Genomic DNA, 25,940 nt, shown 5'->3' on the forward strand with positions numbered 1-25,940 from the left:
TCGCCGCCCTCGGCCCCCGGCCACCGGCCACCGCCCCTTCGCATGAGCCACTGGTCCTTCGCCACATCGCTTCCGCTCATCCTGCTCGGCGCCGCCGTGTGGGGCGCGGCGGCGTGGCTGAGCTGGACGAACTGGCGCCGGCGCCGCACGCGGTCGTCCGCGCTCCTCGAATCGCTGCGCCTCGTCATCGTCACGCTCCTCGGCTTCACGCTGTTGCGGCCGGAGTTCGTGAAGATCATCCAGCGCACCGAGCAGCCCGAGATCGCCGTGCTGCTCGACGCCTCGGGCAGCATGGTGTCGCGCGACATCAAGCAGGGCAGCAACATCGTCACGCGCGCCGCGTGGCTCGGGTCGCAGCGCGCCGCGAAGTTCTGGGCGCCGCTCGAGCGCAGCGCGAAGGTGCTCGTCGAGGAGTTCTCCACGCCGCCGAGGGGCTCGAATGTCACCGCCGCCGCGGTCGCGGACTCGGGCACGGACTTGAACGCCGCGCTCGACGGCGTGTTGCTGCGCTCGAAAAACCTCAAGGCCGTGCTCGTGCTCACGGACGGCGACTGGAACGCGGGCAAGTCGCCGCTCGGCACGGCAACGCGCTTCCGCGAGCAGAACGTGCCGGTGTTCGCCGTCGGCGTCGGCGCGGAGCGACCGCTGCCGGATTTGATCTTGGAGAAGGTCACCGCGCCGAGCTACGGGCTCATCGGCGAGCAGATTTCGATACCATTCAAGATCCAGAACCACCTGCCGCGCGAGATCAAGACGACGCTCACCATCGCCGAGCCGGATGGCGAGGAGACGAAGCGCGAGGTCACGATTCCGGCGCTCGGCCAGCTTGCAGACGCCGTGGTGTGGTCGCCGCGGCTCGTGGGTGAGACGACGCTCAAGCTGCGCGTGCCGCCAGAATCGGACGAGGCGCTGACGGACAACAACGAACTGCCCATCCGCATCGCCGTGCGGTCCGAGACGCTGAAGGTGCTCGTGGTGGACTCGCTGCCGCGCTGGGAATACCGCTACCTCCGCAACGCTCTCGAACGCGACCCCGGCGTGGAGATGCACTGCCTGCTGTATCATCCCGGCATGGTCACCGGCGGCGGGCGCGGTTATCTGCCGACGTTTCCGAGCTCGAAGGAGTTGCTGTCCAAATATGACGTGATCTTCCTTGGCGACGTCGGCATGGGGGACGGCGAGTTGACGGAGAGGGACTGCGAACTCATCCGCGGGCTCGTCGAGCAGCAGTCGAGCGGGCTCGTGTTTCTGCCGGGACGCCGCGGGCGCGAGCTGACGTTCCTGAAGTCGCCGCTTGCAGAATTGTTTCCGGTGACGCTCGACGAGCGGAAGCCCGAGGGCATCGGATTGCAGAATGAAGGGCCGCTGATGCTCACCTCGATGGGCAAGGGCCACCTGCTCACGCGCTTCGACGCGGACGAAAACCGCAACGACGAAATCTGGAAGGCATTGCCCGGCTTCTACTGGAGCGCGGCCGTTGAAAAGAGCCGGCCCGGCAGCGAAGTGCTCGCAGTGCATTCGTCGCAGCGCAACACGTGGGGCCGCATCCCGCTGCTCGTCACGCGGTCGGCGGGCAGCGGCAAGGTGCTCTTCATGGGCACGGACTCGGCGTGGCGCTGGCGGCGCGGCGTGGAGGACAAATACCACTACCGCTTCTGGAGCCAGGTCGCGCGGTGGATGGCGCACCAGCGGCACTTGAGTGAACGGCCGGGCATCCGGCTCACCTTCAGTCCCGAGACACCACAAGTCGGCGACACGGTTTTCCTCCAGACCACCGTACTCGACGCGAGCGGCTTCCCGGTGGAGCGAGGTCCGGTCGCGGGCCGCATCACGTCGCCCGGCGGGCGCGTCGAGCGGCTCGACTTCGGGCATATCGAGGGCGGCTGGGGAGTGTTCAAGTCGCAGTTCGTCGCGCAAGCCGGCGGTGCGCACAAGATTCTTGTCACGGCGGACACGTTCGGCCGGAGGCTCGAAACCGAAGTCAACATCACGCAACCTGTCCGCGAGAAGGTCGGGCAGCCCGCCAACCATCAAATCCTGCGCGAACTTTCGGCGCTCACGGGCGGCGCGGTCACCGTGGCGGACGACTTGAAAGGCATCATCGAGAAAATTTCCGCGCTGCCCGAGCCCAAGCCGCTCGAACTGCGCATCCGTCTCTGGTCGAATCCGTGGTGGGGCGGGAGCATCCTGTTCCTGCTCGCCGTGTATTGGATCGGCCGCAAGTTCGCGGGCATGCTGTGAGCGCGATGCCTTCGCCATTTCGCCACCGGCACCGGGTCGGATATTCCGAGTGCACGATCGGGAACCACGTCTACTACGCGCGGTATCTGGACATGCTCGAGTCGGCGCGCGGCGAGTTTTTCCGATCGCTCGGCACGACCTTTGCCGGATGGCAGGAGCGCGATGTGATTTTTCCCGTGGTCGAGGCGCACGTGAAGTATCGCGCGGCCGCCCGATATGACGATGAGCTGGAGGTCAAGGTTTGGGCGACAGAGATCGCGCGGGTTCGGATTGGATTTGGCTACCGCATCGCCAAGGCCGGCGGGGCGTTGCTGGTCGAGGCCACGACGGTCCATGTTTGCACTGGAGTCGCGGGCCGGCCGTGCCGGGTGCCGGAGGAACTCGCGGCGCGGCTCCGTTCATTCCTCCATGCGGAGTCAAGGGTGGGCGCAAGCTGAGACATGCCCGGAGGCCGGGTGACACACTGGCCCCAGTTTGATCGCCGCGACGATGCCCAGAAACCGCCGTCCGGATGCATTTTCTCGGGGAATCCGCTGAAATCTTGCGATCTTCGGCCGGGAGAATCCCATGGCAGTGGCCCTGCTGAGTCATGTATCCGCGGGTTGCGCAATCATCAACCACGACATTTATGGCGAAAGTTCTCGGCATCGATCTTGGCACCACGAACTCCTGCATGGCAGTGATGGAGGGTGGCGAGCCATTGGTCCTTGAGAATTCCGAGGGCAAACGCACGACGCCGTCGGTGGTGGCGTTCACCAAGACCGGCGAGCGGCTCGTCGGAGAGGCCGCGAAGCGTCAGGCCGTGACGAACGCGCGCAACACGGTTTACTCGATCAAGCGCTTCATGGGCCGGAAGTTCGATGAAGTGCAGGAAGAGGCCAAGCGAGTCCCTTACAAGGTCGTGCGCGCGTTCAACGGCGACGTGTGGGTGGAGGTTGAAGTGGACGGCAAGCCCAGGCAGTTCAGCCCGCCGGAAGTTTCGGCGATGATCCTCGCCAAGCTCAAGGCCGATGCGGAGACGCGACTTGGCGAGGCGGTCACGCAGGCCGTCATCACCGTTCCCGCCTACTTCAACGACTCCCAACGCCAGGCCACGAAGGACGCCGGCCGCATCGCAGGACTCGAAGTGCTCCGCATCATCAACGAACCGACTGCGGCCTCGCTCGCCTACGGCCTCGACAAGAAAAAGGACGAGAAGATCGCGGTTTATGACCTCGGTGGCGGCACGTTCGACATCAGCGTGCTCGAAATCGGCGACGGCGTCTTCGAGGTCAAGGCCACCAACGGCGACACGCACCTCGGCGGCGACGACTGGGACAACCGGATCATGGATTGGATCCTCGATGAGTTTCGCAAGAAGGAACGCATCGATCTGCGCAAGCAGCCTGACTCGCTGCAGCGCATCAAGGAGGAGGCCGAGAAGGCGAAGATCGCCCTTTCGAGCGCGCAACAATACGAGATCAACCTTCCCTTTATCACGGCCGACGCCAGCGGGCCCAAGCACATCAGCACCAGCCTCTCGCGGTCGAAAATGGAACAACTTTGCGACGAACTGTTCGAGCGCACCATCACACCCACCAAGAACTGCCTGCGCGATGCCGGCCTCAGCGCCGACCGCATGGATGAACTCGTGCTCGTCGGCGGCATGACCCGCATGCCCCGCGTCGTGGAAACCGCCCGCTCGCTCGTCAACAAGCCCCCGCACCAAGGCGTGAACCCGGACGAAGTCGTCGCCATCGGCGCAGGCATCCAGGGCGGCGTGCTCAAGGGCGACGTGAAAGACGTCCTCCTGCTCGACGTCACACCCCTATCCCTCGGCATCGAGACCCTCGGCGGCGTGTTCACCAAGCTGATCGAGCGCAACACCACCATCCCCACGCGCAAGTCGGAAATCTTCTCCACCGCGAGCGACAACCAGCCCGGCGTCGAGATTCATGTGTTGCAGGGCGAACGCCCGTTCTCGAAGGACAACAAGACCATCGGCAAGTTCCAGCTCGTGGACATCCCGCCCGCGCCGCGCGGCGTGCCACAGATCGAAGTCACGTTCGACATCGATGCCAACGGCATTCTCAACGTCAGCGCCAAGGACCTCGGCACCAGCCGCGAACAGAAGATCACCATCACCGCCTCGAGCGGATTGGGCAAGGACGAGATCGCCAAGATGCAGCGCGACGCCGAGGCCCACGCCGACGAGGACAAGAAGCGCAAGGAAGAGATCGAGGCGCGGAACGAGTGCGACAGCTCGATCTACCGCTCCGAGAAACTCCTCAAGGAATTCGGCTCCAAAATGTCCGGCGCGGACAAGACGCAGATCGAGGAAGCCGTGAAGCAGGCCAAGGAAGCCATCAACGGCCCCGACGCCGCGTCCATCCGCTCCGCGACCGAGCGGCTAAATGAAGCGTGGCAAAAAGTTTCAACTGAGATGTATAAGAATGCCTCCGCGTCCGGCGGCCCCGGCGGCGGGGCGCGACCCGGCGCTGGCCAGGCAGGCGCCGGTGATTCGGCCAAGAAAGATGAAGGCCCGATCATCGATGCCGAGGTCGTGGACGAAAGGAAAGGCAAGTAGCAGCTTTGGCGGCATACCCGCCCGTGATTGCGCGCGGTGCGCGCGAGCGGCGGAATCGCCCCGGCATGAAAGACGAACAAAGATTTTCCCGCAGCGGGTGCGGCGGGATTTGATTCAGACGCAATCAAACCAACACAACAACCAACACAACGACACGTATGGCAGTTAACTTCAAACCCCTCGGTGACCGGGTCCTCGTGGAACCCATCGAGGAAAAAGAGACCCGCAAGGGCGGCATCATCATCCCCGACACCGCAAAGGAAAAGCCCACTGAAGCGAAGGTGGTCGCCCTCGGCACGGGCAAGACCGACGACAACGGGAAAAAGGTTCCCTTCGAAGTCAAGGCCGGCGACCGCATCCTCATGAGCAAATACGGCGGCTCCGACATCAAACTTGACGGCAAGGAATACAAGATCCTCAACACCGACGACATCCTTGGCGTCATCAACTAGCCCGTCACTCCAACCCCAACCCCAAACACAGAACTGAATCATGGCTGCAAAACAACTCCTCTTCGACGAAGCCGCGCGACAGACGCTGCTCCGCGGCGTGCAAAAGCTCTCGCGCGCCGTTGCCGCCACGCTCGGCCCCAAGGGCCGCAACGTGGTCCTCGACAAAAAGTTCGGCTCCCCCAACGTCACCAAGGACGGTGTCACGGTGGCCAAGGAGATCGAGCTTCCTTGTCCGTATGAGAACATGGGCGCCCAGATGGTCCGCGAAGTCGCCAGCAAGACGAGCGACGCCGCGGGCGACGGCACCACCACCGCCACCGTGCTTGCCGAGGCCATCTTTCGCGAGGGCCTCAAGCACGTCACCTCCGGCGCCAACCCCATCAGCCTTCAGCGCGGCATCCAGAAGGCCGTGGACGCCTCCGTCGCGCACCTGGACAAAATCTCCAAGAAGGTGAAGGACAAGGAAGAGATCAAGCAGGTCGCCACCGTCTCTGCCAACTGGGACACGCAGATCGGCGAGATCATCGCCGACGCGATGGACAAGGTCGGCAAGGACGGCACCATCACGGTCGAGGAAGCCAAGTCCATCGACACCACGCTCGACGTTGTCGAGGGCATGCAATTCGACAAGGGCTACCTGAGCCCCTACATGGTCTCCAACGCCGAGACCATGGAGGCCAAGCTCGAGGACGCCTACATCCTCATCTACGAGAAGAAGATCAGCTCCCTCAAGGACCTGCTCCCGCTTCTCGAGAAGGTCGCGCAGAAGGCCAAGCCGATGCTCATCATCGCCGAGGAAGTCGAGGGAGAAGCCCTTGCCGCACTCGTCGTGAACAAGCTCCGTGGCGTGCTGAACGTCGTCGCCGTCAAGGCGCCCGGCTTCGGCGACCGCCGCAAGGCCATGTGCGAGGACATCGCCATCCTCACCGGGGGCAAGTTCATCACCGAGGATCTCGGCATCAAACTCGAGAACCTCGGCATCGAGGATCTCGGCCGCGCGAAGAACATTGTCGTCGACAAGGAAAACACGACCATCGTCGAGGGTGCCGGCAAGAGCTCTGAAATCCAGGGCCGCGTCCAGCAGATCCGCCGTCAGATCGAGGAGACCACCTCCGATTACGACCGCGAGAAGCTGCAGGAACGCCTCGCCAAGCTCGCCGGTGGAGTCGCCGTCATCAACGTCGGCGCCGCGACCGAGACCGAGATGAAGGAAAAGAAGGCCCGTGTTGAGGACGCGCTCCACGCGACCCGCGCGGCCGTCGAGGAAGGCATCGTCCCGGGCGGTGGCGTCGCGCTGCTGCGCACGTTCTCGGCCCTTGAAGCCCTCAAGCTCAAGGACGAGGACGAGCAGACCGGCGTCGAGATCGTCAAGCGCGCCATCGAGAGCCCGCTTCGCGCGCTCGCGAGCAACGCGGGCGTCGAAGGCTCCGTCATCGTGCAGGAAGTCAAGAAGAGCAAGGGCAACGACGGCTACAACGTCGCCACCGGCAATTACGAAGACCTCGTCAAGGCCGGCGTGGTGGACCCGAAGAAGGTCACCCGCACCGCGCTCCAGAACGCCGCGTCCATCGCGGGCCTGATGCTCACCACCGAGTGCCTCATCACCGAGGTGCCCGAGAAGGAGAAAGCTCCGGCAGGCGGTGACCACCACGGTCCCGGCGGCATGGACATGTAATCCGCGCCAGACGGACTGACTGAACACTCACGCGGGGCCGGCGCAAGCCGGCCCCGCTTTTCTTTGCCGGCAACGTCGTGCGTCGCCCTGCGCGCAGCGGCTCATGACGTAGTTTTCCTTCGGCCCAGGTTTGAACTTTGCTTGCCCTTCCAATGCAACGGGCTAAAGTCACGCCCAGCAAAGCTGACACGAAGCCCAATCGGGTTCCCGTGCCCGGCTCCGGGAACGGGGCCAGCCTGCCGACATGCGCGTCACCAAATTCTATCGCGGCACGGAAGAGGTGAAGACGTATGACCGCGCGGAGATTCTCATCGGCCGGCTCAGTCCGCTGAGCGCTCCCGACCTGGACTTGGGCGTCGATTCCACGATCTCGCGCAAGCACGCGCGCATCAAGCTCGAGAACGGCCAGTTCTGGGTTGAGGACCTCAAGAGCACCAACGGCACACTCGTCAACGGCGAGCCGATTCAAAAGGCCCTGCTCGCGCCCGGCTCCGTCATTCTACTCGGCGAAACCACCCTCAAACTCGAACTGGCCGGAGCGCCCACGCCCGCGCCCGCGCCCGCAAAACCCGTCGCGGCTTCACCACCCGCCCCCGCCGTCCCGTTACCGGCGAAGCCCGTTGCCGCGATGCCGAAGGCGCCGGAACTTCCGAAGCCCCTCGCGAAAGGCGGCACAGCGGCACCCGTTCCGGTTCCCGCGCCCGCGCCCGCGCCCGCGCCCGCCCCGATGCCCGCGCCTGCTCCGTCAACCATTCCGCCGCCGCCCGCGGTTTCACGAGTCGTTGCTCCACCACCCGCGCCCCCGGTTGCCCCGCCGCCCGCGCCCCTGGCCCCGGTGGTTGCGCCGGCCCCGGCCCCGATTCCTGCGGCTGCGCCATCGGTTCCAGTGCCGCCCGCGCCCGTTGCCCCGCCCGCGCCTTCGGCCGTCGCGCCCGCGGATCCCGCGGCCGCCGACTTTCGAAAGCGCCTCGCGTCCTTGTTCGAGCTCGCGCTTCAGTTCACGCCCGAGATGCGCATCGATGCGATTCTCCAAGACGTCCTGCAACGGCTTGTGCAACTCATGCCGGGCGGCCGCCGAGGCGCGCTCCTGATCCACGACCATGTGAAGGACAAGCTCGTGTTGCGCGCCACGGTGCCGGCCGCCGATGTGATCGTCAGCGAGAGCCTCGCGCGCCGCGTGATGAGCGAAGGCCACGGCTTCATCCTCCAGCGCAAGCTCGAGGGCGACGCGGGGCTCGACGCCGCGCTCGTGAAGGTCGAGACCGGCATGTATGCGCCGTTGCTGCTCCGCGAGCGCCCCATCGGCGCAGTGTATGTTGAGAACCCCGTCACCAAGCAGGCGTTTACCGAGGAGGACATGCAACTGCTCTTGATGGCCGCGCACTATGCCGCAGTCGTGATCCACAACCACCAGTTGCAGGAGCAACTCCACCACAACGCCACGCTCCTCGAACACATCGCGCCCAAGTTCCCGAAGCGCATCCAAGAGCGCCTGCTCGACCTGATGCGACTCGACAAGCTCCGGCCCTCGGGCCGCAGGAGCGAGGTCACCGTGCTCTACGCCGAGTTGCGGGGCTTCGCTTCGGACTCTGTGCAGATGGACCCGAAGGACGTGGTGGGGATGCTCAACGAATACTACCCGGCGATCCTCGATGCCGTGTTCCGCTACGAAGGGACGGTCGACCGGTTCTCAGGTGAGAAAATCATCGCCGTTTACGGCAGTCCCGAATCAGACGCGCAGCACTCGGAGAAGGCCGTGCTCGGCGCGCTCGCCATCGCGGGGGCCGTGAAGGAAGTCAATGCGCACCGCGGCACCCGGGGCGTTCAGACGTGGGAACTCACCATCGGGCTGCACACCGGCGACATGCTCTGCGGATTCACCGGAGTGCCGGGCCGGATGGTCTACACCCTCATTGGGGACGTGACGGACCGCGCGTTCAGCAACTGCCGCGGTGCGGGCCACGGCGAAGTCGTCATCTCCCCGGAGCTCTTCCAGAAGGTCTTCAAATACATCGAGGCCGAACGCATCAACGTCCCGAGCGGCAAGGCCGACGGCAACGAAGTCCCCGCCTACCGCGTCAAGGGCGAGAAGCTCTGATCGAGCCCGAAGCGCGGAGCCCCGAACCCGAATCTCCGGCCGCCGTTACTTCTTCTTCTTCACCGGCGGCGGAATTGTCGCCGCGACCTTTCCAATCTTGATGCTCACCGCGAGGAGCTTGTCCGCCTGCGTGAACGTGCTCACCGCCGCCTGCTCGCCGTTCTTGAGCGTGTCGAAGGTGGCCGGATTGCCGTCGCGTGTGATGATCGTCGTTGAGTCCACGCCCACCGTCTTGCCCGCGATGCTGAACGTCTTGTCAGCCTTGTTGACCGCGGTGATGGCACCGTTGAGCCCGCCTTCGCCCTTCTCGCCCTTCTTCTTCTGCGCGAGAGCGTCGGGTGGCGTGGAGAGCGCGAACCCAAGGAACAGCGCGAGGGCGGACGAGGAGGCGAGGAGTTTTTTCATGGGATGATTTCGAGTGGTTGATCGGAGAACCCGCGCAACCTCTGGCTGGTGCCACGTCGCGCCAACGCAGGCAGACGTGGACGACGACCCAGCGGTTACGAACCCCCACGGCGGTTTCGGAGTCCCGCGTCACCGCTCAAATTCGTTGCGCGCGACGGGGCGCTCCCTATCCTCGCGGCCCATGCAAGCGCCCGAAGCCTTTCAGCCACCCCCCCGGCTCCTCATGGGCCCCGGTCCAAGCCTGTGCGCCCCGTCCGTCCTGCGCGCGATGGCCGCGCCGCTCGTCGGCCACCTCGACCCCGCCTTCGTCAAGCTCATGGACGAGATCAAGGCGATGCTCCGCGCCGTGATGCTCACGTCCAACGAAACAACCATCCCCGTCAGCGGCACCGGCAGCGCGGGCATGGAGTTCTGCTTCGCGAACCTCATCGAACCCGGCGACGAAGTCCTCATCGGCGTCAACGGCGTCTTTGGCACGCGGATGTGCGATGTCGCCGCCCGCTGCGGCGCGAAAGTCTCCAAGGTCGAGGCCGAATGGGGCCGCATCATCGAGCCGTCGCAAGTCGCCGCCGCGCTCAGGCAGATGCCCCGGCCCAAGCTCGTCGCCATCGTCCACGCCGAGACCAGCACCGGCGCGCTCACGCCGGTCGAGGAAATCTCGAAGCTCGCGCACGGCGCGGGCGCGCTCTTCCTGCTCGACACGGTCACGTCGCTCGGTGGCTGCCCCGTGCGCGCGGACGACTGGCAGGTGGACGCGCTCTACAGCGGCACGCAAAAGTGCCTGAGCTGTCCGCCGGGCCTCTCGCCTGTGTCCTTCAGCCCGCGCGCGATGCAGGCCGCCGCGCAGCGCAAGACCAAGGCGCAAAGCTGGTATCTCGACGTGAACCTGCTCGCCAGCTACTGGGGGCAGGAGCGCGCGTATCACCATACGGCCCCCATCTCCATGAACTTTGCGCTGCACGAGGCGTTGCGGCTTGTGCTCATCGAGGGGATCGAAAACCGCTGGCGCCGGCACGAGCAGAATCACTTCCTGCTCAAACGCGGCCTCGCCTCGCTCGGGCTCGACCTCGCCTCGCAGCAAGGCCACCAACTCTGGCAGCTCAACGCCGTCCGCGTGCCCGAGGGCGTGGATGAACCCGACGTCCGCAGGCGCCTGCTCACCGAGTTCAACATCGAAGTCGGCGCGGGCCTCGGACCGCTCAAGGGAAAAATCTGGCGCGTGGGACTGATGGGCGAGACGAGCTCGCCGGAAAACGTGGGGACATTCCTCGCCGCGCTGGCGAAGTGCCTCGGCCGGTAGGCGGCCTACTTCGCGAATTCCACCACGCGGGTCTCGCGGATGACCGTGACTCGAATCTGGCCGGGATACTGAAGCTCGTCCTCGATCTTGCGGGTGATGTTGCGCGCGAGCGCCGCGGCTTGCAGGTCGTTCACGGTGTCGGGTTGCACCATCACGCGCAACTCGCGGCCCGCTTGAACGGCGAAGCACTTCTCCACGCCGGCGAACGAAAGCCCGATTTTCTCCAGGTTTTCCAGCCGCTTGAGATACGTCGTCATCGTCTCCGACCGCGCGCCGGGACGCGATGCGCTGATGGCGTCGGCCGCGCTCACGAGGATGCCCCACAGGCACGTGTGTGGAATCTCGTCGTGGTGCGACGCGACGCCGTTGACGACGTCCTCGCTCTCGCCGTGGCGGCGCACGAAGTCCGCGCCAATGATCGCGTGCGAGCCTTCAACCTCGTGGTTCATCGCCTTGCCGATGTCGTGCAGCAGGCCCGCGCGCCTGCCCGCAGTCGCGTCGAGGCCGAGTTCCGCGGCCATGAGCCCGACGAGGTGCGCGACTTCGACGGAGTGGTCGAGGATGTTCTGCGCGTAACTTTGGCGGAATCGCAGCCGGCCAAGCACTTTCACGATCTCCGGATGCATCGGCGGCAGCCCTGCGCGGAAGACGGCGTTCTCGCCGGCCTTCACGATCGTTTCGTCCATCTCGACGTTGACGCGCATGACGACTTCCTCGATGCGCGTGGGATGAATGCGGCCGTCAAGGATGAGCCTTTGCATTGCTTCGCGTGCGACCTCCCGGCGCACCGGGTCGAAGCTGGAAAGCACCACGGCGTTGGGCGTGTCGTCAATCAGCACGGTCACGCCCGTGGCGGCCTCGAACGCGCGGATGTTGCGGCCCTCGCGGCCGATGATGCGGCCTTTGATCTCGTCGCCCTCGAGCGCGATGGTCGCCGTGGTCGCCTCGAACGTGCTGTCCGCCGCGTAACGCTGGATGGCGATCGTGATGATGCGCGTGGCTTCGGCCTCGGCGCGCGACTGGGCGTCCTCGACGATGTGGCGCGTGAGATCGTTGGCATCCTGCAATGCCTCGAGCTCGACCTCCTTCATGAACTGCGCGCGCGCCTCGGCCGCGCTCAGGTGCGCGATGCGCTGGAGCTGTTCCTTGCGCTGGAGCGAGAGTTGCTCGGCCTCGATGCGCGCGCCCTCGAGCGCGGCTTCTTGCTTGCGGAAGATTTCACCCTGCTGCTCGACGGCCTTGGCTCGCTGGGTGAGCGCGAAGGATTCCTGGCTCAACTGCGATTCGCGCAGGGAGAGCCGCTGTTCGTCGGCGGTAACTTTCGAGAGCCGATCGGCAAAGCTGGCCTCGGCCTGGCGGCGGAAGCGCTGCATTTCCTCCTCGGCATCGAGGCGGGCCTTGCGGACGTGCGAGTCGGCTTCGCTGCGGGCCCTTTCGAGGAGGGCTTGTTCCTGAAGCTGGAGCGCCGCGCGGCGGTGGCTCTCCTTCCAGCGGAAGAACGCGTAGCCGAGGGCCAGCCCGGCCGCGAGCGCAACGCCGTGTTCCCAGGTGATTTGAGCCAGCAAAATCATGATCAAGCCCCGCGTCTGCCTGTCACCTCGTGCCAGCGCGTCGGCGTCAGCACGAAATCCACGCGCGCATCGTGTGGTTCCACGGGCACGGCCTCGACAATCTGGCAGTCGAACGCCACGCCCACGCGCACTCCCGAGGCCGCCGCCAGCAACCGGTCGAACACACCCTTGCCCCGGCCCAGCCGGTGGCCTCGAAGGTCGAAAGCTAGCCCGGGAACGAGCAGCAAGTCCAGTTGGTTCAACGCCACGGGCGGACACTCCGCGCGCGGCTCCCGGATGCCGTGCAAGCCGGCCACGAGGTCGCGCTCAAGATCGCGCACGAACCGCGGCGAGTAGTGAACGCCGTCGCACTCGTGACGGAGCAGGGCGAGCTGCTTGCCGGCGTCGAGCGCTGCGCCAGCGAGCGGCCAGATGTCCGGCTCCGACCGGAGCGGGGCGAAGAGCAGAAGCGACGTGGTGGATCGCCAGACGGCTTGTTGTTGAAGGCGCAATACGAGCGCGGTCGAAGCCCGCGCCCGTTCCCGTTGAGGAACTGCCGCCAGCGCTTCGCGGAGGCTCTCGCGCAACCCGCGCTTGTCCGATGAGACTTTCGCCTTCACACGGATCCGTCAGACGGGGCTTCCATCGGCGCGGATCCCGGCCTGCCTGCGAACGGGGCTGCGGTCATCGCGCGCCACTTTTCGACGCGCTCCTTGATCTTCTTCTCAACGCCCTGCTCGGTCGGCTCGTAGAAGCGGCGCGCTTCGCCGAGGTAATCCTGCGGCGCGAAGTGCTCCGGGTTGTCGTGCGAGTAGTCGTAGCCTTCGCCGTGGCCGAGGCGTTTCGCGCCTTTGTAGCTCGCATCGCGCAAGGGCGCGGGCACCGCGAGCGTGCGGCCGCTGCGAACGTCCTCGAGCGCGGCGTCGATCGCCTTCACGACGGAGTTGCTCTTGCTCGCCGTCGCAATGTAGAGCGTGGCCTCGGCGATCGGGATGCGCGCCTCGGGCCAGCCGACGAATTCCGCCGCGTGATGCGCCGCGTCCGCAAGCACCAGTGCCATCGGGTCGGCGAGGCCGACATCCTCCGCGGCGTGGATGAGGAGGCGGCGCGTGATGAAGCGCGGGTCTTCGCCGGCGTGAATCATCTTCGCCAGCCAGTAGAGCGCGGCGTCCGGGTCGCTGCCGCGCATGGACTTGATGAATGCGCTGATGGTGTCGTAGTGCGCGTCGCCGTCGCCGTCGTAGACGATGGCCTTCTTCTGGATGCACTGCTCGGCGACGGCGAGCGTGACGTGGATGAAGCCATCCGCCTGCGGCGCCGTGGTGAGCGCGGCGATCTCGAGGGAGTTGAGCGCCTTGCGCGCGTCGCCGTCGGAGACCTTCGCAAGGTGCTTCAACGCGTCGTCGTCCGCGCGAATCTTCACATGGCCCAGGCCGCGCTCAGGGTCCCCGAGCGCGCGACGCAGCAGCGCGAGGAGGTCGTCGCCGGTGAGCGGTTGCAGCTCGAAGATTTGCGAGCGCGAGACGAGCGGGGAGTTGACGAAGAAGAAGGGGTTGTGCGTGGTCGCCCCGATGAGCCGCACGACGCCGCTCTCGACATCGGGCAGCAGCACGTCCTGCTGCGCCTTGTTGAAGCGGTGGATTTCGTCGATGAAGAGGATGGTGGACTGGCCGGTGTTTTCGAGGCGGTTGCCCGCGCCGGCGAGCACGCGCCGCATGTCGGCGACGTTGGACTCGACGCCGCTGAGGCGCTCGAACTTGGAGCGCGTCTGCCGCGCGATGATTTGCGCGAGGGAGGTTTTGCCCGTGCCGGGCGGCCCGTAGAAGATGACCGACTGGATGCGGTCCGCCTCGATGGCCCGGCGAAGGAGCTGGCCCGGGGCGAGGATGTGCGACTGGCCGGCGAATTCGTCGAGCGAGCGCGGACGCATCCGCGCCGCGAGCGGCGCCTGGCCGGAGCTGCGCGGCGCTTCGGGCGCGGCGGACGGAGGTTCCGCAACAGGCCGGGCGCCCGAGAAGAGGTCGTCATTCCGCACGAGTGGAACGTATCAGCGGACTCGAACGCTCAAAACAAAAAAGCCCGCGAAAGCGCGGGCCATGAACGAAAAACCTGTCGATGGGAAAAGAAACCCCGCCATTGCCGTGGCTGAACAGTTCCTTTGAACTGCAGGTTGAAACAGTGGGACCGGCCGGTGGCTTGCGACGTCCAGCGAAGGCCTGTCGGCCACCATCGCGCCTATGCCCCGCTTCTTTGTTTATTACGGTTCAAGGACTTTGTTTCATCACACGAGCATGGCAGGGTCAAATCCATGTCGAGTCCGTTGCCAAGGAACGCCGCGGAACCGCCCACCGGTTCGCGCGCTTGCTGGGACGAGCGTCCTCCTCGATCCACGCGCCAGCGAGGAAAAAAGTTCCCGGGCGCGGAAATAAACTCTTGCCTCGACCGGGGTGCGACGATAGTTTGCCCGCTCTTTTTGGGAACCAACACGAGCCTATGAGACGCCCCCGAGGAAGCAAGACCCGCAAAGCGGTCGCCAAGCGATTCAAAGTCACGGGCACCGGCAAAGTGCTGCGCCGCCATGCGGGCATGCGTCACTTGCTCCAGCACAAGAGCTCCAAACGCCGCCGCCAGTTGGGCAAGGTGGCGCTGGTGAGCAAGTCGGACATGCGCCGAATCATCCGGAACCTCCCGTTCAGTCACTGACGAGCACCCTTTCCACCTCAACCTCACGCCCCACCCATGCGAGTTACCAATGCTGTTGCTTCCCGCGCGCGCCGGAAGCGTGTTCTCAAGGCCGCGAAGGGCTATCGCCTGAAGCGGAGCAAACTTTACCGCTACGCCTCGGACGCCGTTGATCACGCGCGGCAATACTCCTATCGCGACCGCCGCACCAAGAAGCGCACGTTCCGGTATCTTTGGCAGGTCCGCATCAATGCCGCGGCGCGCGCCGCCGGGATGACTTACAGCCGTTTCATCGAAGGCCTCAAGGCGGCCCAAGTCGAACTCGACCGCAAGGCGCTCGCCAACCTGGCAGCGACCGACAATGCGGCGTTTGCGGCGATCCTCAAAGTCGCCCAAGACGCGCTTCAAGCCAAACGTGCCGCCGGCCCGGCCGCTGCCACGCAGGCTGCGCCGGCTCAGGCCTGAGCACGTCACACGCTTTCGACCGCGAGCGGGCGCCCTGACCGGCCGCCCGTTTTTCTTTTCGTTCTGGATTCCAGATTCCCACTCCGGAATCCTCCCGCACATGTCCCTGCTGAACGACATCGAGCCGCTCAAGTCCGCCGCGCTCGCCGACCTCGCCGCGGCCGCGGACCTGCCCGCGCTTGAGCATGCCAAGGGCGCGTGGATCGGTCCCAACGGCAAGTTCACGGGATTGATGAAGCAACTCGGCTCGCTCCCGAAAGAGGAGAAGCCCGCCGCAGGCAAGGCCATCAACGCCGCAAAGATCGCACTGGAATCCGCGCTCGCAGCGCGCCGCGAGGCGCTCGAACTCAAGGCCGCGCTGCCGAAGGAGCCGACCGACTTCACCGCGCCGGGACGCCGCCGCACTGCCGGCAAGCTCCACCCGCTGACACAAACCACCGAGGACATCGTCCGCAGCTTCCGCAAGATCGGCTTCGTCGTCGCCGACGGACCGGAACTCGAGGACGAGCATCACTGTTTCGACGCGCTCAACACGCCTGCCGACCACCCCGCGCGCGACACGCAGGACACCTTTTACGTCGGCGCGGAGTCCAAGTCGAAGCTGCTGTTGCGAACTCACACAAGCTCCGTGCAAATCCGCGTGATGAAATCGCAGCCGCCGCCCGTGCGCATCATCGTGCCCGGCCGCGTTTATCGCCGCGACAACGCCGACGCCACGCACAACCCGACCTTCCAGCAAGTCGAGGGCCTTTACGTGGACCGCGGCGTCACCGCCGCCGACCTCAAGGGCACCGTCGAGTTTGTCTTCAAGGAACTGATGGGCCCGCAGACAAAGATTCGCTTCCGCCCGCACTACTTCAGCTACACCGAGCCGAGCTTCGAAATTGACTTCAGCAGCCCTCTCGTGAAAAAGCTCGGCAAGGACTGGCTCGAGATCGCCGGCTGCGGGATGGTCCACCCGCAAGTCTTCGAGAACGTCGGCTACGACCCCGAAGTCTGGACCGGCTGGGCCTTCGGCTTCGGCATCGAACGCATCGCCATGCTCCGCTACGGCATCACCGACATCCGCCTCTTCTACGAGAACGATGTGCGGTTCCTGCGGCAATTCTGAAAACTACATTTCCGTGCGACATGAAAGTCACCCTCAACTGGCTCAAGCAATACGTTGATTTCCACTGGTCGCCCGAGGAACTCGCGGAGCGGCTCACCATGCTCGGCCTCGAAGTCGAGGGCGTGCAGCGGTTCGACGGCGAGTTTGCGGGCGTCGTCGTCGCGCAGGTGCTCGCCAAGGACAAGGTCGCCGGCTCGGACAAGCTCTCCGTCAACCGAGTCCACGATGGCACCGGCGAGCGCACCATCATCTGCGGGGCACCAAACCACCAGCCGGGTGACAAGGTCGCGCTCATCCTGCCAAACTTTGCGTTGCCCTTGAAACCGGGCGAAAAGGAGCCGTTCGTCATCAAGGAGCGCAAGGTCTTCGGCGTCGTCAGTCAGGGCATGATGTGCTCGAAGAAGGAACTCGGCCTCGGTGAAGACGGCGACGGCATCATCATCTTGCCTTCGGATGCGAAGGTCGGTCAGCCCTTCGCCGAGCACCTCGGTCGCGCGGGCAGCGATGTGGCCTATGACCTCGAAGTCACGCCAAACCGGCCTGACCTGAACAGCGTCATCGGCATCGCGCGGGAGATTGCGGCGCTGACGGGGAATGCGCTGCGGCTGCCCGAAGTGGCCAGTGGTCAGTATCCATCGTCCAGCGGGAAGGCCGCCGAACAGATCACCGTGCGGCTTGAGGACGCCGAGCTTTGCCCGCGCTACGTCGCGCGGGTGATTCGCGGCGTAAAGGTGGGCCCGAGCCCGGACTGGCTTCGCGCCACACTCGAAAAAGTCGGCATCCGCAGCATCAGCAACGTCGTGGACGTGACCAACTACGTGATGCTGGAAACCGGCCAACCGCTGCACGCGTTTGACTGCCACCTCATCGCCAAGGGCGCGGCCGGCAAGCCCACCATCGTCGTGCGGCGCGCCGCGGCGGAGGAAAAGTTCAAGACGCTCGACAACCAGGAGCGCACGCTGACCCGCGACATGCTGCTCATCGCCGACGAGAAGAAGGGCATCGCGCTCGCCGGTATCATGGGTGGCGCGAACACGGAGATTCGCGACGACACGCGCGACGTGCTCATCGAGAGCGCCTACTTCTCGCCCACGAACATCCGGCGCACGAGCAAGGCGCTTGGCTTGCGCAGCGAGTCCAGCTACCGCTTCGAGCGCGGCTGTGACGTAGGCATCGCCGACTATGCGAGCCAGCGCGCGTGCCAGCTCATCCTGCAAACCGCCGGCGGCCAGCCCGCCGAGGGCTGCGTGGATGCGTATCCCGCGCCGGCTTCTCCGCGTGAAATCACCCTCCGCCACTCCAAGGTCAATGAGTTGCTCGGTCTCGCGCTCAAGCCGGAGGAGATCGAATACTACCTCGGCCAGCTCGGGCTCAAGTCCGCGCCGCGCAAGGCGCGTCCGATCGACGACCCGCGTCCGCCCGGGCCGCTCACCGTCCGCGTCCCGGCGTTTCGCGTTGATCTCAAGCGCGAGGCCGACCTCGTCGAGGAAGTCGCGCGGCTCCACGGGGTGGACAAGATTCCCTCCACGCCACCACGCGGCGCGGTCGGCGCGAATGCGTTCGACGCCGTGCACGACCAAATCGCCGAGGCGCGGCGAATCCTCTGCGCGCTCGGCCTCGACGAAGCGCAGGGGCAGACGCTCGTCGGAAATGCGGCAAGCGGAGTGCGGAGCGCGGAGTGCGTCGCCCTCACGAATCCATTGAGTTCTGACATGGACGTTCTGCGGCCGAGTCTGTTGCCGGGCTTGCTTGCAATCCTGCGGCACAATCTCTCCCGCAAGAACAACGACGTGGCGGTGTTCGAAGCAGGCCGCGTGTTCAAGCGGACGGATGGGAAACCGACGGAAGAACGCCGCGTCGCCATCGCGCTCACGGGCGCGCGGGCCGCGGCTTTTTGGAGCGGGGCGGAGCGCGACGCGAAGTTCGACATCCACGATCTCAAAGGCATCGTGGAGGAATTCCTCGATCAGTTTGGAGTTCGTCCGGTGCTGTTCATGAAGCGCGACGAGCCGACGGACCCGTTCCTCGAATCCGCCACGCTTGCGCTCGGCGACAAGCTGCCGCTCGGCGAACTCGGCCAGCTCTCGCCCGCGGTCGCCAGGCACCTCGACCTGCGCGACGCCGTGCTGCTCGCTGAGTTGAATCTCGACCAGTTGCTGGCGCGCCGGAACGCGGCGAAGTCATTCAAGCCGCTGCCGCTGCATCCGAGCGTCGAGCGCGACGTGGCGATGGTCGTGGCTGACGGCACGACACACGACGCCGTGCTCGCCGCGGTGCGGCAGGCGAAACCCGCCAACCTCGAGCGCGTCGAGTTGTTCGACGTGTTCCGAGGCAGGAACGTGCCCGACGGTCACAAGAGCGTGGCGTATGCCTTCACCTACCGTCACGGCGAGCGCACCCTGACTGACGCCGAGGTGAACGCCGCGCACGAGAAGGTTGTCGCGCAACTCAAGCAGTCGCTCGCGGCAACGGTGCGCGATGCGTAGCGCCGGTCAGGGTTCCAGCGGGAAATCCTTCGATTGAACCCCCGGCCACGCGGTTCCGCCGCGGGCAGGCGGAAGGACGAACCGCATTGCAAAGCGCGCCCCGAATTTCCGCACCGATTTCTCCGGTCCAAGCACAAACAGCGCGGTCGCCCACGCGTCGCTTTCCGTGCACGTTGGCGCGAGCACGGTGCACGAGGCGACACCCTCGACCGGCAGGCCCGTGCGCGGATTGACGATGTGCGAGTAGCGGCGGCCGTCCACCTCGAAGTAATTCTCGTAGTTCCCCGAGGTGGACAGGGCGCCCGAACGGAGGCGGATGAACGAGCGCTGGCCGTTCTTCGCCGGGTCTTCGATCTGGATTTCCCAATGATCCGCGCCAGGGGGAAGACCGGTCACTCTCAAATCACCGCCGGCCTTCACCATCGCGTTCGTGACGCCGGAAGCGCGCAGGCGACCGATGGCGCAATCCACGGCAAATCCCTTGGCGATGCCGCCGAGGTCGAGCGACATGCCCGCCCGGCTGAATCGCACGGCTCGGGAGGCGGGATCGAGTCGGAGGTGCGAGTGGCCGACGAGCGGCAGTGTGCGCGCGAGTTCGTTCGTCGTCGGAAGCCGGTATTCCTTCCAGATGAATCCCCACAATTGCGTGAGCGGGCGGACGGTGATGTCAAAGGCGCCGCCGGTTTCGCCGGCGATTTGTTGCGCGGTATTGAGCACGCGGAAGAGCGCGGGAGACACGGTCACGGTGGTTTGCGCAGCCCGCGCGTTGAGTTGCGATAGTTCGCTGTCCGCACGATGAACGCTCATCAGCGCGTCCACACGCGTGAACTCATCGAACGCTGCCGTGATCGCATCGCCGACCTGCGCGCGGTCTGCGCCAAAGGCCGTGATGGTGACGAAAGTGCCGAGCAGCGGCTGGCTTCGGCGGATGGGCGTCGTGGGCAGGTGAGGAGGTGGTGAGTCACTGGCGATGGCGGGCGATTGAGCCGCGCAAGAAAGTAGCGCGAAGACTTCAAAGAGCTGGGCGATGCGGGTGGTCACGGCTTCGACGGCGTTTCAGCGCGGGTGCGAGTCCCGGGCTCATTCAGCTTCGGCTTGAGCACGACCTCGAAAGTCGCCAGCACGCGGCGCACCCCTTCGGTCACGTTTCGGCACGAGATGGTCGCACCGCTGATGTTGTAGATGTCCTTGTAGAGCCGAAGCTGCGACTCGGCGGACTTGTGCTTGAACTGGCCACGCCACTTTGCGCTGCGGATCTCGCGTCCATGGCTCTCGCGATATTCGAGCAGTTCGACCTGCAGGACTTTGCCGTCGGGCGCGATGGCGACGGCGTAGTCAATCATCTCGTGCTTGCCGAGAACTTGATCGAGGAAGAGCACGCCGAGCAAATTGGTTCCGCTTCGAGCCACCAGACAGCGGTTGCCGGCGTTGCGCGGCTTCGCCCCGCACTTCTTCTCGATGGCCGCGGACTCCCCGGGGGTGAAGCGCACCGTGAGTTCTTCGAAACGGTCAGCGGCCGGGAACGCGAGCTTTCGAGCCTCGTCCACGGTCAGGTAGCGCTCGGCTTGGACACTCGCAGCGCTCACAAGGAACATGAACGACGCGGCGAGAAGCCGAACCGTTGGAGTGGTCTTCACGTTGGGCATGATCACCCGGTATTAGAACGAAAGCCCCGCGCCGATCTGGAAATAATCCTGCGCGTTGGCATCGGTCTTCGATGCGGTCGAGCCATTGAGGTTGTGGCGCCAGTCGAACTTGAGCACAAAGTTTGAATTCAAGAACCACGCGACGCCCGTGGTGACGAAGTCCTTGTTCGCGCGGCCGTTGTCCTCCTCGACGCCGGGCGTGGCGAGTCCGGTCTGCGTGACGATCGAGCTGTAGCGGACGAAGGGCACGATGTCGGCGTCTTGCAAACGGCCGTTGCGCCACGCTTCGGGCGAGAGGTGATACGCGGCTTCGAGATACCAGCCGAAGATTGCGTCGCCGACGTTGTCGGTTGTCGAGGTGTTGTTGTTCACCACGAGATTCTGCGGGCTGCCAATGTGCCAGTAGGCGAAGTCGCCGCGGAGTTCGAGGCCGGTCTTCGGCACGCGATACACAGCCTCGACGTCGAACAGGGCGAGCGTGGCGTTGGCCGCGGGTCCCTTGACTTGTGTGACGTAAAACGACGTGCTCGCGTCGAGTCCCGGCGGGCCGTGGTAACTCAGGCGGCCGGCGTAGGCGAGGCTGTTGACGTCCGCCCGGCGCGCGCGCGGCCGCGAATCGCGGACGCCGCCACGACCCGTGATGCCGGGCTCTGCAAAGCCCGCGGGGCGCGTCGCCGTCGCGGCCGAACTCGGTGTCGCGATCGAATCCTCAAGCCCCGCCGAGAGCGTGAGTTTGTAATCCAGCGAGTCGGTGAGCTTGCCGAACACGCTTACCGCCGGTTCGAACCACGTGCTCGGGATGATCTCGCGATACAGTTCCGGTCGCTCGGTCGAGTAGAATGTTGTCGGTTCGTGATGGAGGTTGATGCGACCGACGGGCACGAGGTCGATGCCGAGCGAGCGGATGTTGAAGCGTTCGTGAAGCAGCAGGTCCACGTAGAACTGCTCGATTTCGAATGCGCCGTCGAAGCGGTTGCGCCCGCCGTTCACGGTTTCGTCCACGCCGCCGTGCTCAAACTCGATCTCGGAGTGAAACGAGAGCCAGTCATTGATCCGGTAGCTCGGCGCGAGCACATATCGGTGCGCGTCGAATGCGTTCGCACCGGACTCGGGAAACCGATACTTCGACTCGCCGTAGAAGCCGATCTTAAGCCCGGTGGCAGATGGTTCCCGGTCGCCCGCGTGCCCTCCGGCTTTGTTCGTCGTGCGCGCCGACTTCAGGCGATCAACTTCTTCGCGCAACGCGGCCACTTGCTTCTGCAACTCGGCGATGATGCTGGCTGTGTCATTCGTCTGCGCCTGCGAACACTGACCGCCGAGGCCATCAAGCATCAGGGCCGTGCCGAGGGGGCCGAGGAATCGCGAAACAAGGTTCGTGTTCATTGTTCGGAAGAATTGTTGTTGAGAATCAATCTCAGGCGCGCGTTGAATTAGATGAGACTGAGTCTCAGTGCAAGGATAATTTGCAAAACCACTTGCCCGGCGGAATCGGTTCAGATTTCGAAGTCCGAACGGCGTGGGGCGGCGGCGCCCTTGGCGCGCCCCTTTTTGTTGAGGACGCGGACTTTCACTTCTTCGCTCAACACGAGCGAGTGCGGTGGAACGGACGACGTGAGGAACACGTTCGCGGCGATCGTGCTGCCCTCGCCGACGATGGTGTCACCACCCATGATCGTCGCCCCCGCGTAAATCGTGACATGGTCCTCCAGAGTCGGATGGCGCTTCTGCCCTCGCAGCGCCTGCCCGCCTGAGAGAGAGCGCGCCACAAGACCGACACCTTGATACATCTTCACATGGTTTCCGATCACGCTGGTTTCGCCCACGACGGTTCCAGTGCAGTGATCCACAAAGAAGTGAGTTCCGATGCGCGCGCCGGGGTGAAGGTCCATGCCCGTGCGCCCGTGAGCCCACTCGGTCATGATGCGCGGGATGAGCGGGACATGGCTGAGGAACAGTTGGTGGGCGAGCCTTTGCACGGCAATCGCCTCCACGAACGGATACGCCACGATCACCTCGTCCTTGCTCAGGGCCGCGGGGTCACCGTTGTATGCGGCTTCTGCGTCTGTCTGAAGGAGTTCACGCAAGGCCGGCAACTTGGCCAGGAACTCCACCGTCAGGCCGCGCGCCTCGGGCCGGAAGTCTCTTTTCTTCGACCCGGCGGGCGCGGCGTATTCGAGACTCTTGTAAATCTCGTCCTCGAGCCTGCCCAGCACGGAGTCCATCAACGCGGCCGTCTCGACTTTCAGCTCGTAACTGTGGAGCGGCTTCTCATCGAAGAATCCCGGGAAAAGCAACCGCACCAAATCCACCGTGATGCCGGTGATGGCCGTCTTGCTCGGCAAGTTTTTGCCGTCGAGATGGTTGATGCCCCCGATGCGCGCGTAAGACGCGAGCAACTGGTTCGTGAGTTGCGTGACGTTCACGGGCGCAGTATCAGGCACGGGTGGGTTCAACGCAAGGCACGCCGAGTCGAGTCGGAACAGCCGCGGGTTCGGCCGTCGCACCGCCTGTTTGATTTTGCCGGCACCGACATTCCGCTTGGCTTCGGTGCTCGCCTCGATTACCACGGACCCAGTTCATTGAATCACGGGCCTCGTGCCCGTTCCCACAGCCGGATGACAGGGAACCCCGTGAGAATCGGGGACGGTTTCGCCACTGTGAGGGGCTACAGATTCCCAAAGCCACCGCGTCAGCGCGGGAAGGCGGGAGCGAGGTCAAGCCCCGGAGTCAGGATACCGGTCCGGTCGTGCTCGTCCGTCCCGCTCGCGCGGGACACTTCTCCGACAAGAGAAGGATGAGGCCAGCCGGTCCGCGAGTGCGGTCCGGATTCGCAGAGTGATTTGCGCACGCCTTCATTCGCCTTTGCCGGGGTCTGGAGGCGTCTTCGTTTTCAGCCCCGCCTGGTCTCGCAACAACCCCCCGTCCGCTTCGCGCGGACTTTCAGGAGACCAGTCATGAAGAAACTGTATCGCGTTTCGAGTTCAACGTTCAGAGTTCCAGGTTCGGAGTTCGGGGTTCAAGGTCTGGCGCGACATGGCGCGCGGCTCGCGCTCGCGCTCGCAGCGACAAGTGCCTTCGCGCAAGAGCCCACCAATCCGCCGGCCCGCCTGCAGGAAGTCGTCGTCACCGCCACGCGCACGGCCGAGCCGGCGGACCGCGTCGCAGCATCGGTCTCCGTCGTGACGCGCGCGGAGGCCGACGCGCGAGGCATCACGACACTCGCGGACGCGCTCGACCTCATCAACGGCCTCGCCGTCGTGCGCACAGGCACGCCGGGCCAGACGACGACCGTGTTTTCGCGCGGCACGCAGGGCAAGCACACGTTGCTCACGATCGATGGCCGCCGCCAGACGCCGAACATCCTCGGCGGCTACGATTGGGCCAGCCTCACCCTCGACAACGTGGACCGCGTCGAAGTGATGCGCTCGCCCGTGTCGTCGCTTTACGGCGGCGAAGCAATCGGCGGTGTCGTGAATGCGCTCACGCGCAGCGGGCGCGGCCTTCGCGCACCCGAGCACGAAGTCGCGTTCGAGGCCGGAAGCTTCCGCACGTTCCGCGAAAGCCTCGCGACACGCGGCGCGACGGGGCCATGGGATTATGCGCTCAGCGCGTCGCGACAGGACTCGGATTACGACCGCGCGAACGATCGCTACCGACTCACCACGTTGCGCGGCTCGACCGGCTGGGAAGCGAACGACGCGGCGTATCTCGATTTGAAAGGCGCATTCCACCAGAGCGACGCGGGCAGCCCGGGCTCGACGACCTTCCCCGATCCCGGCGCGTTCCTCCGGCGTGAAGTCGTGAATCTCTCGCCCGGCATCGAGTGGAATCCGTCCGATTCCATCGAGGCGCGCCTCTACTACGGCTTCGAGCACCAGTATCAACGCTCGGTGTTCACGCTATTCGGCGGCTCCGACGACCAGCAACGAAACGTCTCACAACTCGTCGAAGGACAGTTGAACTGGACCGTCACCGACCGGTGGAAGCTCACGTTTGGCGCCGCGCTGCAAGACCTCACGTTCTCGCAAATCAACAACACGGGCGAGGAGGACATCCATCTCAACACGACGAGCTTCGGCCTTTACGCGCAGAGCCAGTGGAGTCCGCTGCCACGGGTCACGCTCGTGAATTCCGTGCGGCACGATCACTACTCCGATTATCCGGGCGCGACCACGTGGCGGCAGGCGATGTCCGCGCGTGTCCCCGGAACCGAGACGCGCGTGTTCGCCGCGGTGGCGCGCGCGTTCAGCCCGCCGGCGCAGGGCGACCTCTTTTTCCCCGGCGTCTTCGGCTACAACGTCACGTTGCAACCCGAGAGCAGCTTCGGATGGGAGGCGGGATTCGAGCAACCGCTCGCCGGCGGCCGACTCAAGCTCGGCGCGACATGGTTCCGGAATGAAATCGACAACCTCATCTCGTTCGACCCGACGCCGCGGCCGGGCGCGCCGTTCGGCGCGCCCGCGAACGTAGCCGGCGCTCTGACCGAAGGCGTCGAGGCGGGCGCATCGCTCAAGCCGTTCGACGGACTCGAAGCCCGCGCCAGCTACACGTATCTGACCGCCCGTGACCTCGCGACGACCTTGCGGCTTGTCCGGCGCCCGCGTCACACGGCCACGCTCGACGTGGCGGCTCGACCGATGAAGACACTCACCTTGAGCGCGGGCGCGCAACTCGTGAGCGGCCGCACCGACTTTTACACCGACCCATTTTTCACGACGACGCGCGAGCACGGGCAGGACTACGTCGTGGTTCGCGCCGCGGCGCGATACCAGTTTACGGAACAGGCGCAGCTTTGGATTCGGGCGGAAAACCTCACCGACGTGAAATACGAGCAGGCCGCGCAGTTCCCCGCTCCGCGACTCGGGATCTTCGGCGGGTTCAAGCTCAGCTTCTAAACCAGCGCCCCAACACTGCTGCGTCGCCTCGGTGCGGGTCACAGGCGTGCGAAGCTGGTCGCGCGAGAGGTCCACGCGGAAACGCGTGTCGCCCTCGCGCAGCGCCTTCACGTCAACGCGCCACGTCGCGACTTCTTTGCCCGCGAGGGACGGCAGCGCTGTCATGCGGATGAACTGGTCCTTCGAAGTCACGGGCGTCGCGCCTTCGCCTGGCATGAAGCCCTGATTCGCGGGCATCGCCGCGCCATCTGCCGAAGGCGGACGAACGGCGATTCAAGGCCGACAAAACTGCGTGGGAATTCTTCCGACGCCAGCCGCCCGCGCGTCTCCGGTTTCTTTGCGCTCACCACGAACCACGTCGCCACGCG

20 protein-coding genes, 1 other RNA gene and 1 riboswitch are annotated in these 25,940 nt (G+C 65.2%); of the genes, 12 read left to right on the top strand and 9 right to left on the bottom strand.

Going from position 1 to position 25,940, the window contains the following annotated elements:
* Positions 1 to 42 precede the first annotated feature (42 nt).
* From FJ386_00220 to FJ386_00245, 6 genes are all read left to right on the top strand, one after another.
* On the top strand, positions 43 to 2,241 hold the full coding sequence (locus FJ386_00220; GenBank protein MBM3875134.1) for a VWA domain-containing protein: 2,199 nt from the start codon (positions 43 to 45) through the stop codon (positions 2,239 to 2,241).
* A 5-nt stretch (positions 2,242 to 2,246) separates the two neighbouring features.
* Positions 2,247 to 2,678: an acyl-CoA thioesterase gene (locus FJ386_00225; protein MBM3875135.1), complete on the top strand. Its 432-nt coding sequence runs from the start codon at positions 2,247 to 2,249 to the stop codon at positions 2,676 to 2,678.
* Between the two features lie 191 nt (positions 2,679 to 2,869).
* The gene (gene dnaK / locus FJ386_00230; GenBank protein MBM3875136.1) at positions 2,870 to 4,807 is read left to right on the top strand and encodes a molecular chaperone DnaK; all 1,938 of its coding nucleotides are present in this window, start codon (positions 2,870 to 2,872) and stop codon (positions 4,805 to 4,807) included.
* 158 nt (positions 4,808 to 4,965) lie between these two features.
* Positions 4,966 to 5,259: a co-chaperone GroES gene (locus tag FJ386_00235; protein ID MBM3875137.1), complete on the top strand. Its 294-nt coding sequence runs from the start codon at positions 4,966 to 4,968 to the stop codon at positions 5,257 to 5,259.
* Positions 5,260 to 5,299: 40 nt separating this feature from the next.
* The gene (gene groL / locus FJ386_00240; protein ID MBM3875138.1) at positions 5,300 to 6,934 is read left to right on the top strand and encodes a chaperonin GroEL; all 1,635 of its coding nucleotides are present in this window, start codon (positions 5,300 to 5,302) and stop codon (positions 6,932 to 6,934) included.
* Positions 6,935 to 7,178: 244 nt separating this feature from the next.
* Positions 7,179 to 9,032: an FHA domain-containing protein gene (locus FJ386_00245; protein MBM3875139.1), complete on the top strand. Its 1,854-nt coding sequence runs from the start codon at positions 7,179 to 7,181 to the stop codon at positions 9,030 to 9,032.
* Between the two features lie 45 nt (positions 9,033 to 9,077).
* On the opposite strand, the gene FJ386_00250 is transcribed toward FJ386_00245, so the two are convergent.
* Entirely contained in the window at positions 9,078 to 9,437 is a 360-nt protein-coding gene (locus FJ386_00250) for a hypothetical protein (protein ID MBM3875140.1), read from the bottom strand.
* Between the two features lie 181 nt (positions 9,438 to 9,618).
* Here FJ386_00250 and FJ386_00255 point away from each other — a divergent pair, with 181 nt between their 5' ends.
* Entirely contained in the window at positions 9,619 to 10,737 is a 1,119-nt protein-coding gene (locus tag FJ386_00255; GenBank protein ID MBM3875141.1) for an alanine--glyoxylate aminotransferase family protein, read from the top strand.
* 5 nt (positions 10,738 to 10,742) lie between these two features.
* On the opposite strand, the gene rny is transcribed toward FJ386_00255, so the two are convergent.
* The 4 genes from rny to ssrS all read right to left on the bottom strand — a co-directional run bounded on the left by rny (position 10,743) and on the right by ssrS (position 14,591).
* On the bottom strand, positions 10,743 to 12,308 hold the full coding sequence (gene rny / locus FJ386_00260) for a ribonuclease Y (GenBank protein MBM3875142.1): 1,566 nt from the start codon (positions 12,306 to 12,308) through the stop codon (positions 10,743 to 10,745).
* Between the two features lie 2 nt (positions 12,309 to 12,310).
* Entirely contained in the window at positions 12,311 to 12,913 is a 603-nt protein-coding gene (locus FJ386_00265) for a 5-formyltetrahydrofolate cyclo-ligase (GenBank protein MBM3875143.1), read from the bottom strand.
* Complete coding sequence (locus FJ386_00270; protein MBM3875144.1) at positions 12,904 to 14,322, bottom strand: replication-associated recombination protein A; 1,419 nt, start codon at positions 14,320 to 14,322, stop codon at positions 12,904 to 12,906. Before FJ386_00270 ends, FJ386_00265 begins: the two co-directional genes overlap by 10 nt.
* Positions 14,323 to 14,410: 88 nt before the next feature.
* Positions 14,411 to 14,591: non-coding RNA, 6S RNA (gene ssrS, locus FJ386_00275), on the bottom strand.
* 189 nt (positions 14,592 to 14,780) lie between these two features.
* Here ssrS and rpmI point away from each other — a divergent pair.
* The 4 genes from rpmI to FJ386_00295 all read left to right on the top strand — a co-directional run bounded on the left by rpmI (position 14,781) and on the right by FJ386_00295 (position 19,031).
* Positions 14,781 to 14,990, top strand: a complete 210-nt coding sequence (gene rpmI / locus FJ386_00280) for a 50S ribosomal protein L35 (GenBank protein ID MBM3875145.1) — start codon at positions 14,781 to 14,783, stop codon at positions 14,988 to 14,990.
* A gap of 36 nt (positions 14,991 to 15,026) precedes the next feature.
* Positions 15,027 to 15,434 carry a 50S ribosomal protein L20 gene (gene rplT, locus FJ386_00285; protein MBM3875146.1) on the top strand — a complete coding sequence of 136 codons (408 nt, stop codon included), beginning with the start codon at positions 15,027 to 15,029 and terminating at the stop codon, positions 15,432 to 15,434.
* 100 nt (positions 15,435 to 15,534) lie between these two features.
* On the top strand, positions 15,535 to 16,545 hold the full coding sequence (pheS, locus tag FJ386_00290) for a phenylalanine--tRNA ligase subunit alpha (protein MBM3875147.1): 1,011 nt from the start codon (positions 15,535 to 15,537) through the stop codon (positions 16,543 to 16,545).
* 20 nt (positions 16,546 to 16,565) lie between these two features.
* Positions 16,566 to 19,031, top strand: coding sequence for a phenylalanine--tRNA ligase subunit beta (locus FJ386_00295; protein MBM3875148.1), 2,466 nt, complete (start codon positions 16,566 to 16,568; stop codon positions 19,029 to 19,031).
* Between the two features lie 6 nt (positions 19,032 to 19,037).
* On the opposite strand, the gene FJ386_00300 is transcribed toward FJ386_00295, so the two are convergent.
* The 4 genes from FJ386_00300 to FJ386_00315 form a co-directional block, all read right to left on the bottom strand.
* Complete coding sequence (locus tag FJ386_00300; protein MBM3875149.1) at positions 19,038 to 20,072, bottom strand: FAD:protein FMN transferase; 1,035 nt, start codon at positions 20,070 to 20,072, stop codon at positions 19,038 to 19,040.
* Positions 20,069 to 20,677, bottom strand: coding sequence for an FMN-binding protein (locus tag FJ386_00305; GenBank protein MBM3875150.1), 609 nt, complete (start codon positions 20,675 to 20,677; stop codon positions 20,069 to 20,071). Before FJ386_00305 ends, FJ386_00300 begins: the two co-directional genes overlap by 4 nt.
* 12 nt (positions 20,678 to 20,689) lie before the next feature.
* Entirely contained in the window at positions 20,690 to 22,060 is a 1,371-nt protein-coding gene (locus FJ386_00310; protein MBM3875151.1) for a hypothetical protein, read from the bottom strand.
* A 110-nt stretch (positions 22,061 to 22,170) separates the two neighbouring features.
* A complete protein-coding gene (locus FJ386_00315; protein ID MBM3875152.1) occupies positions 22,171 to 23,100 on the bottom strand; it encodes a serine acetyltransferase in 930 nt (309 codons plus the stop codon).
* A gap of 155 nt (positions 23,101 to 23,255) precedes the next feature.
* Positions 23,256 to 23,436, top strand: a riboswitch (cobalamin riboswitch).
* A 195-nt stretch (positions 23,437 to 23,631) separates the two neighbouring features.
* On the opposite strand from FJ386_00315, the gene FJ386_00320 reads away from it, so the two are divergent.
* On the top strand, positions 23,632 to 25,572 hold the full coding sequence (locus FJ386_00320) for a TonB-dependent receptor (GenBank protein ID MBM3875153.1): 1,941 nt from the start codon (positions 23,632 to 23,634) through the stop codon (positions 25,570 to 25,572).
* Positions 25,573 to 25,940 lie beyond the last annotated feature (368 nt).

This window comes from Verrucomicrobiota bacterium (assembly GCA_016871675.1).
GTDB lineage: Bacteria > Verrucomicrobiota > Verrucomicrobiia > Limisphaerales > VHCN01 > VHCN01.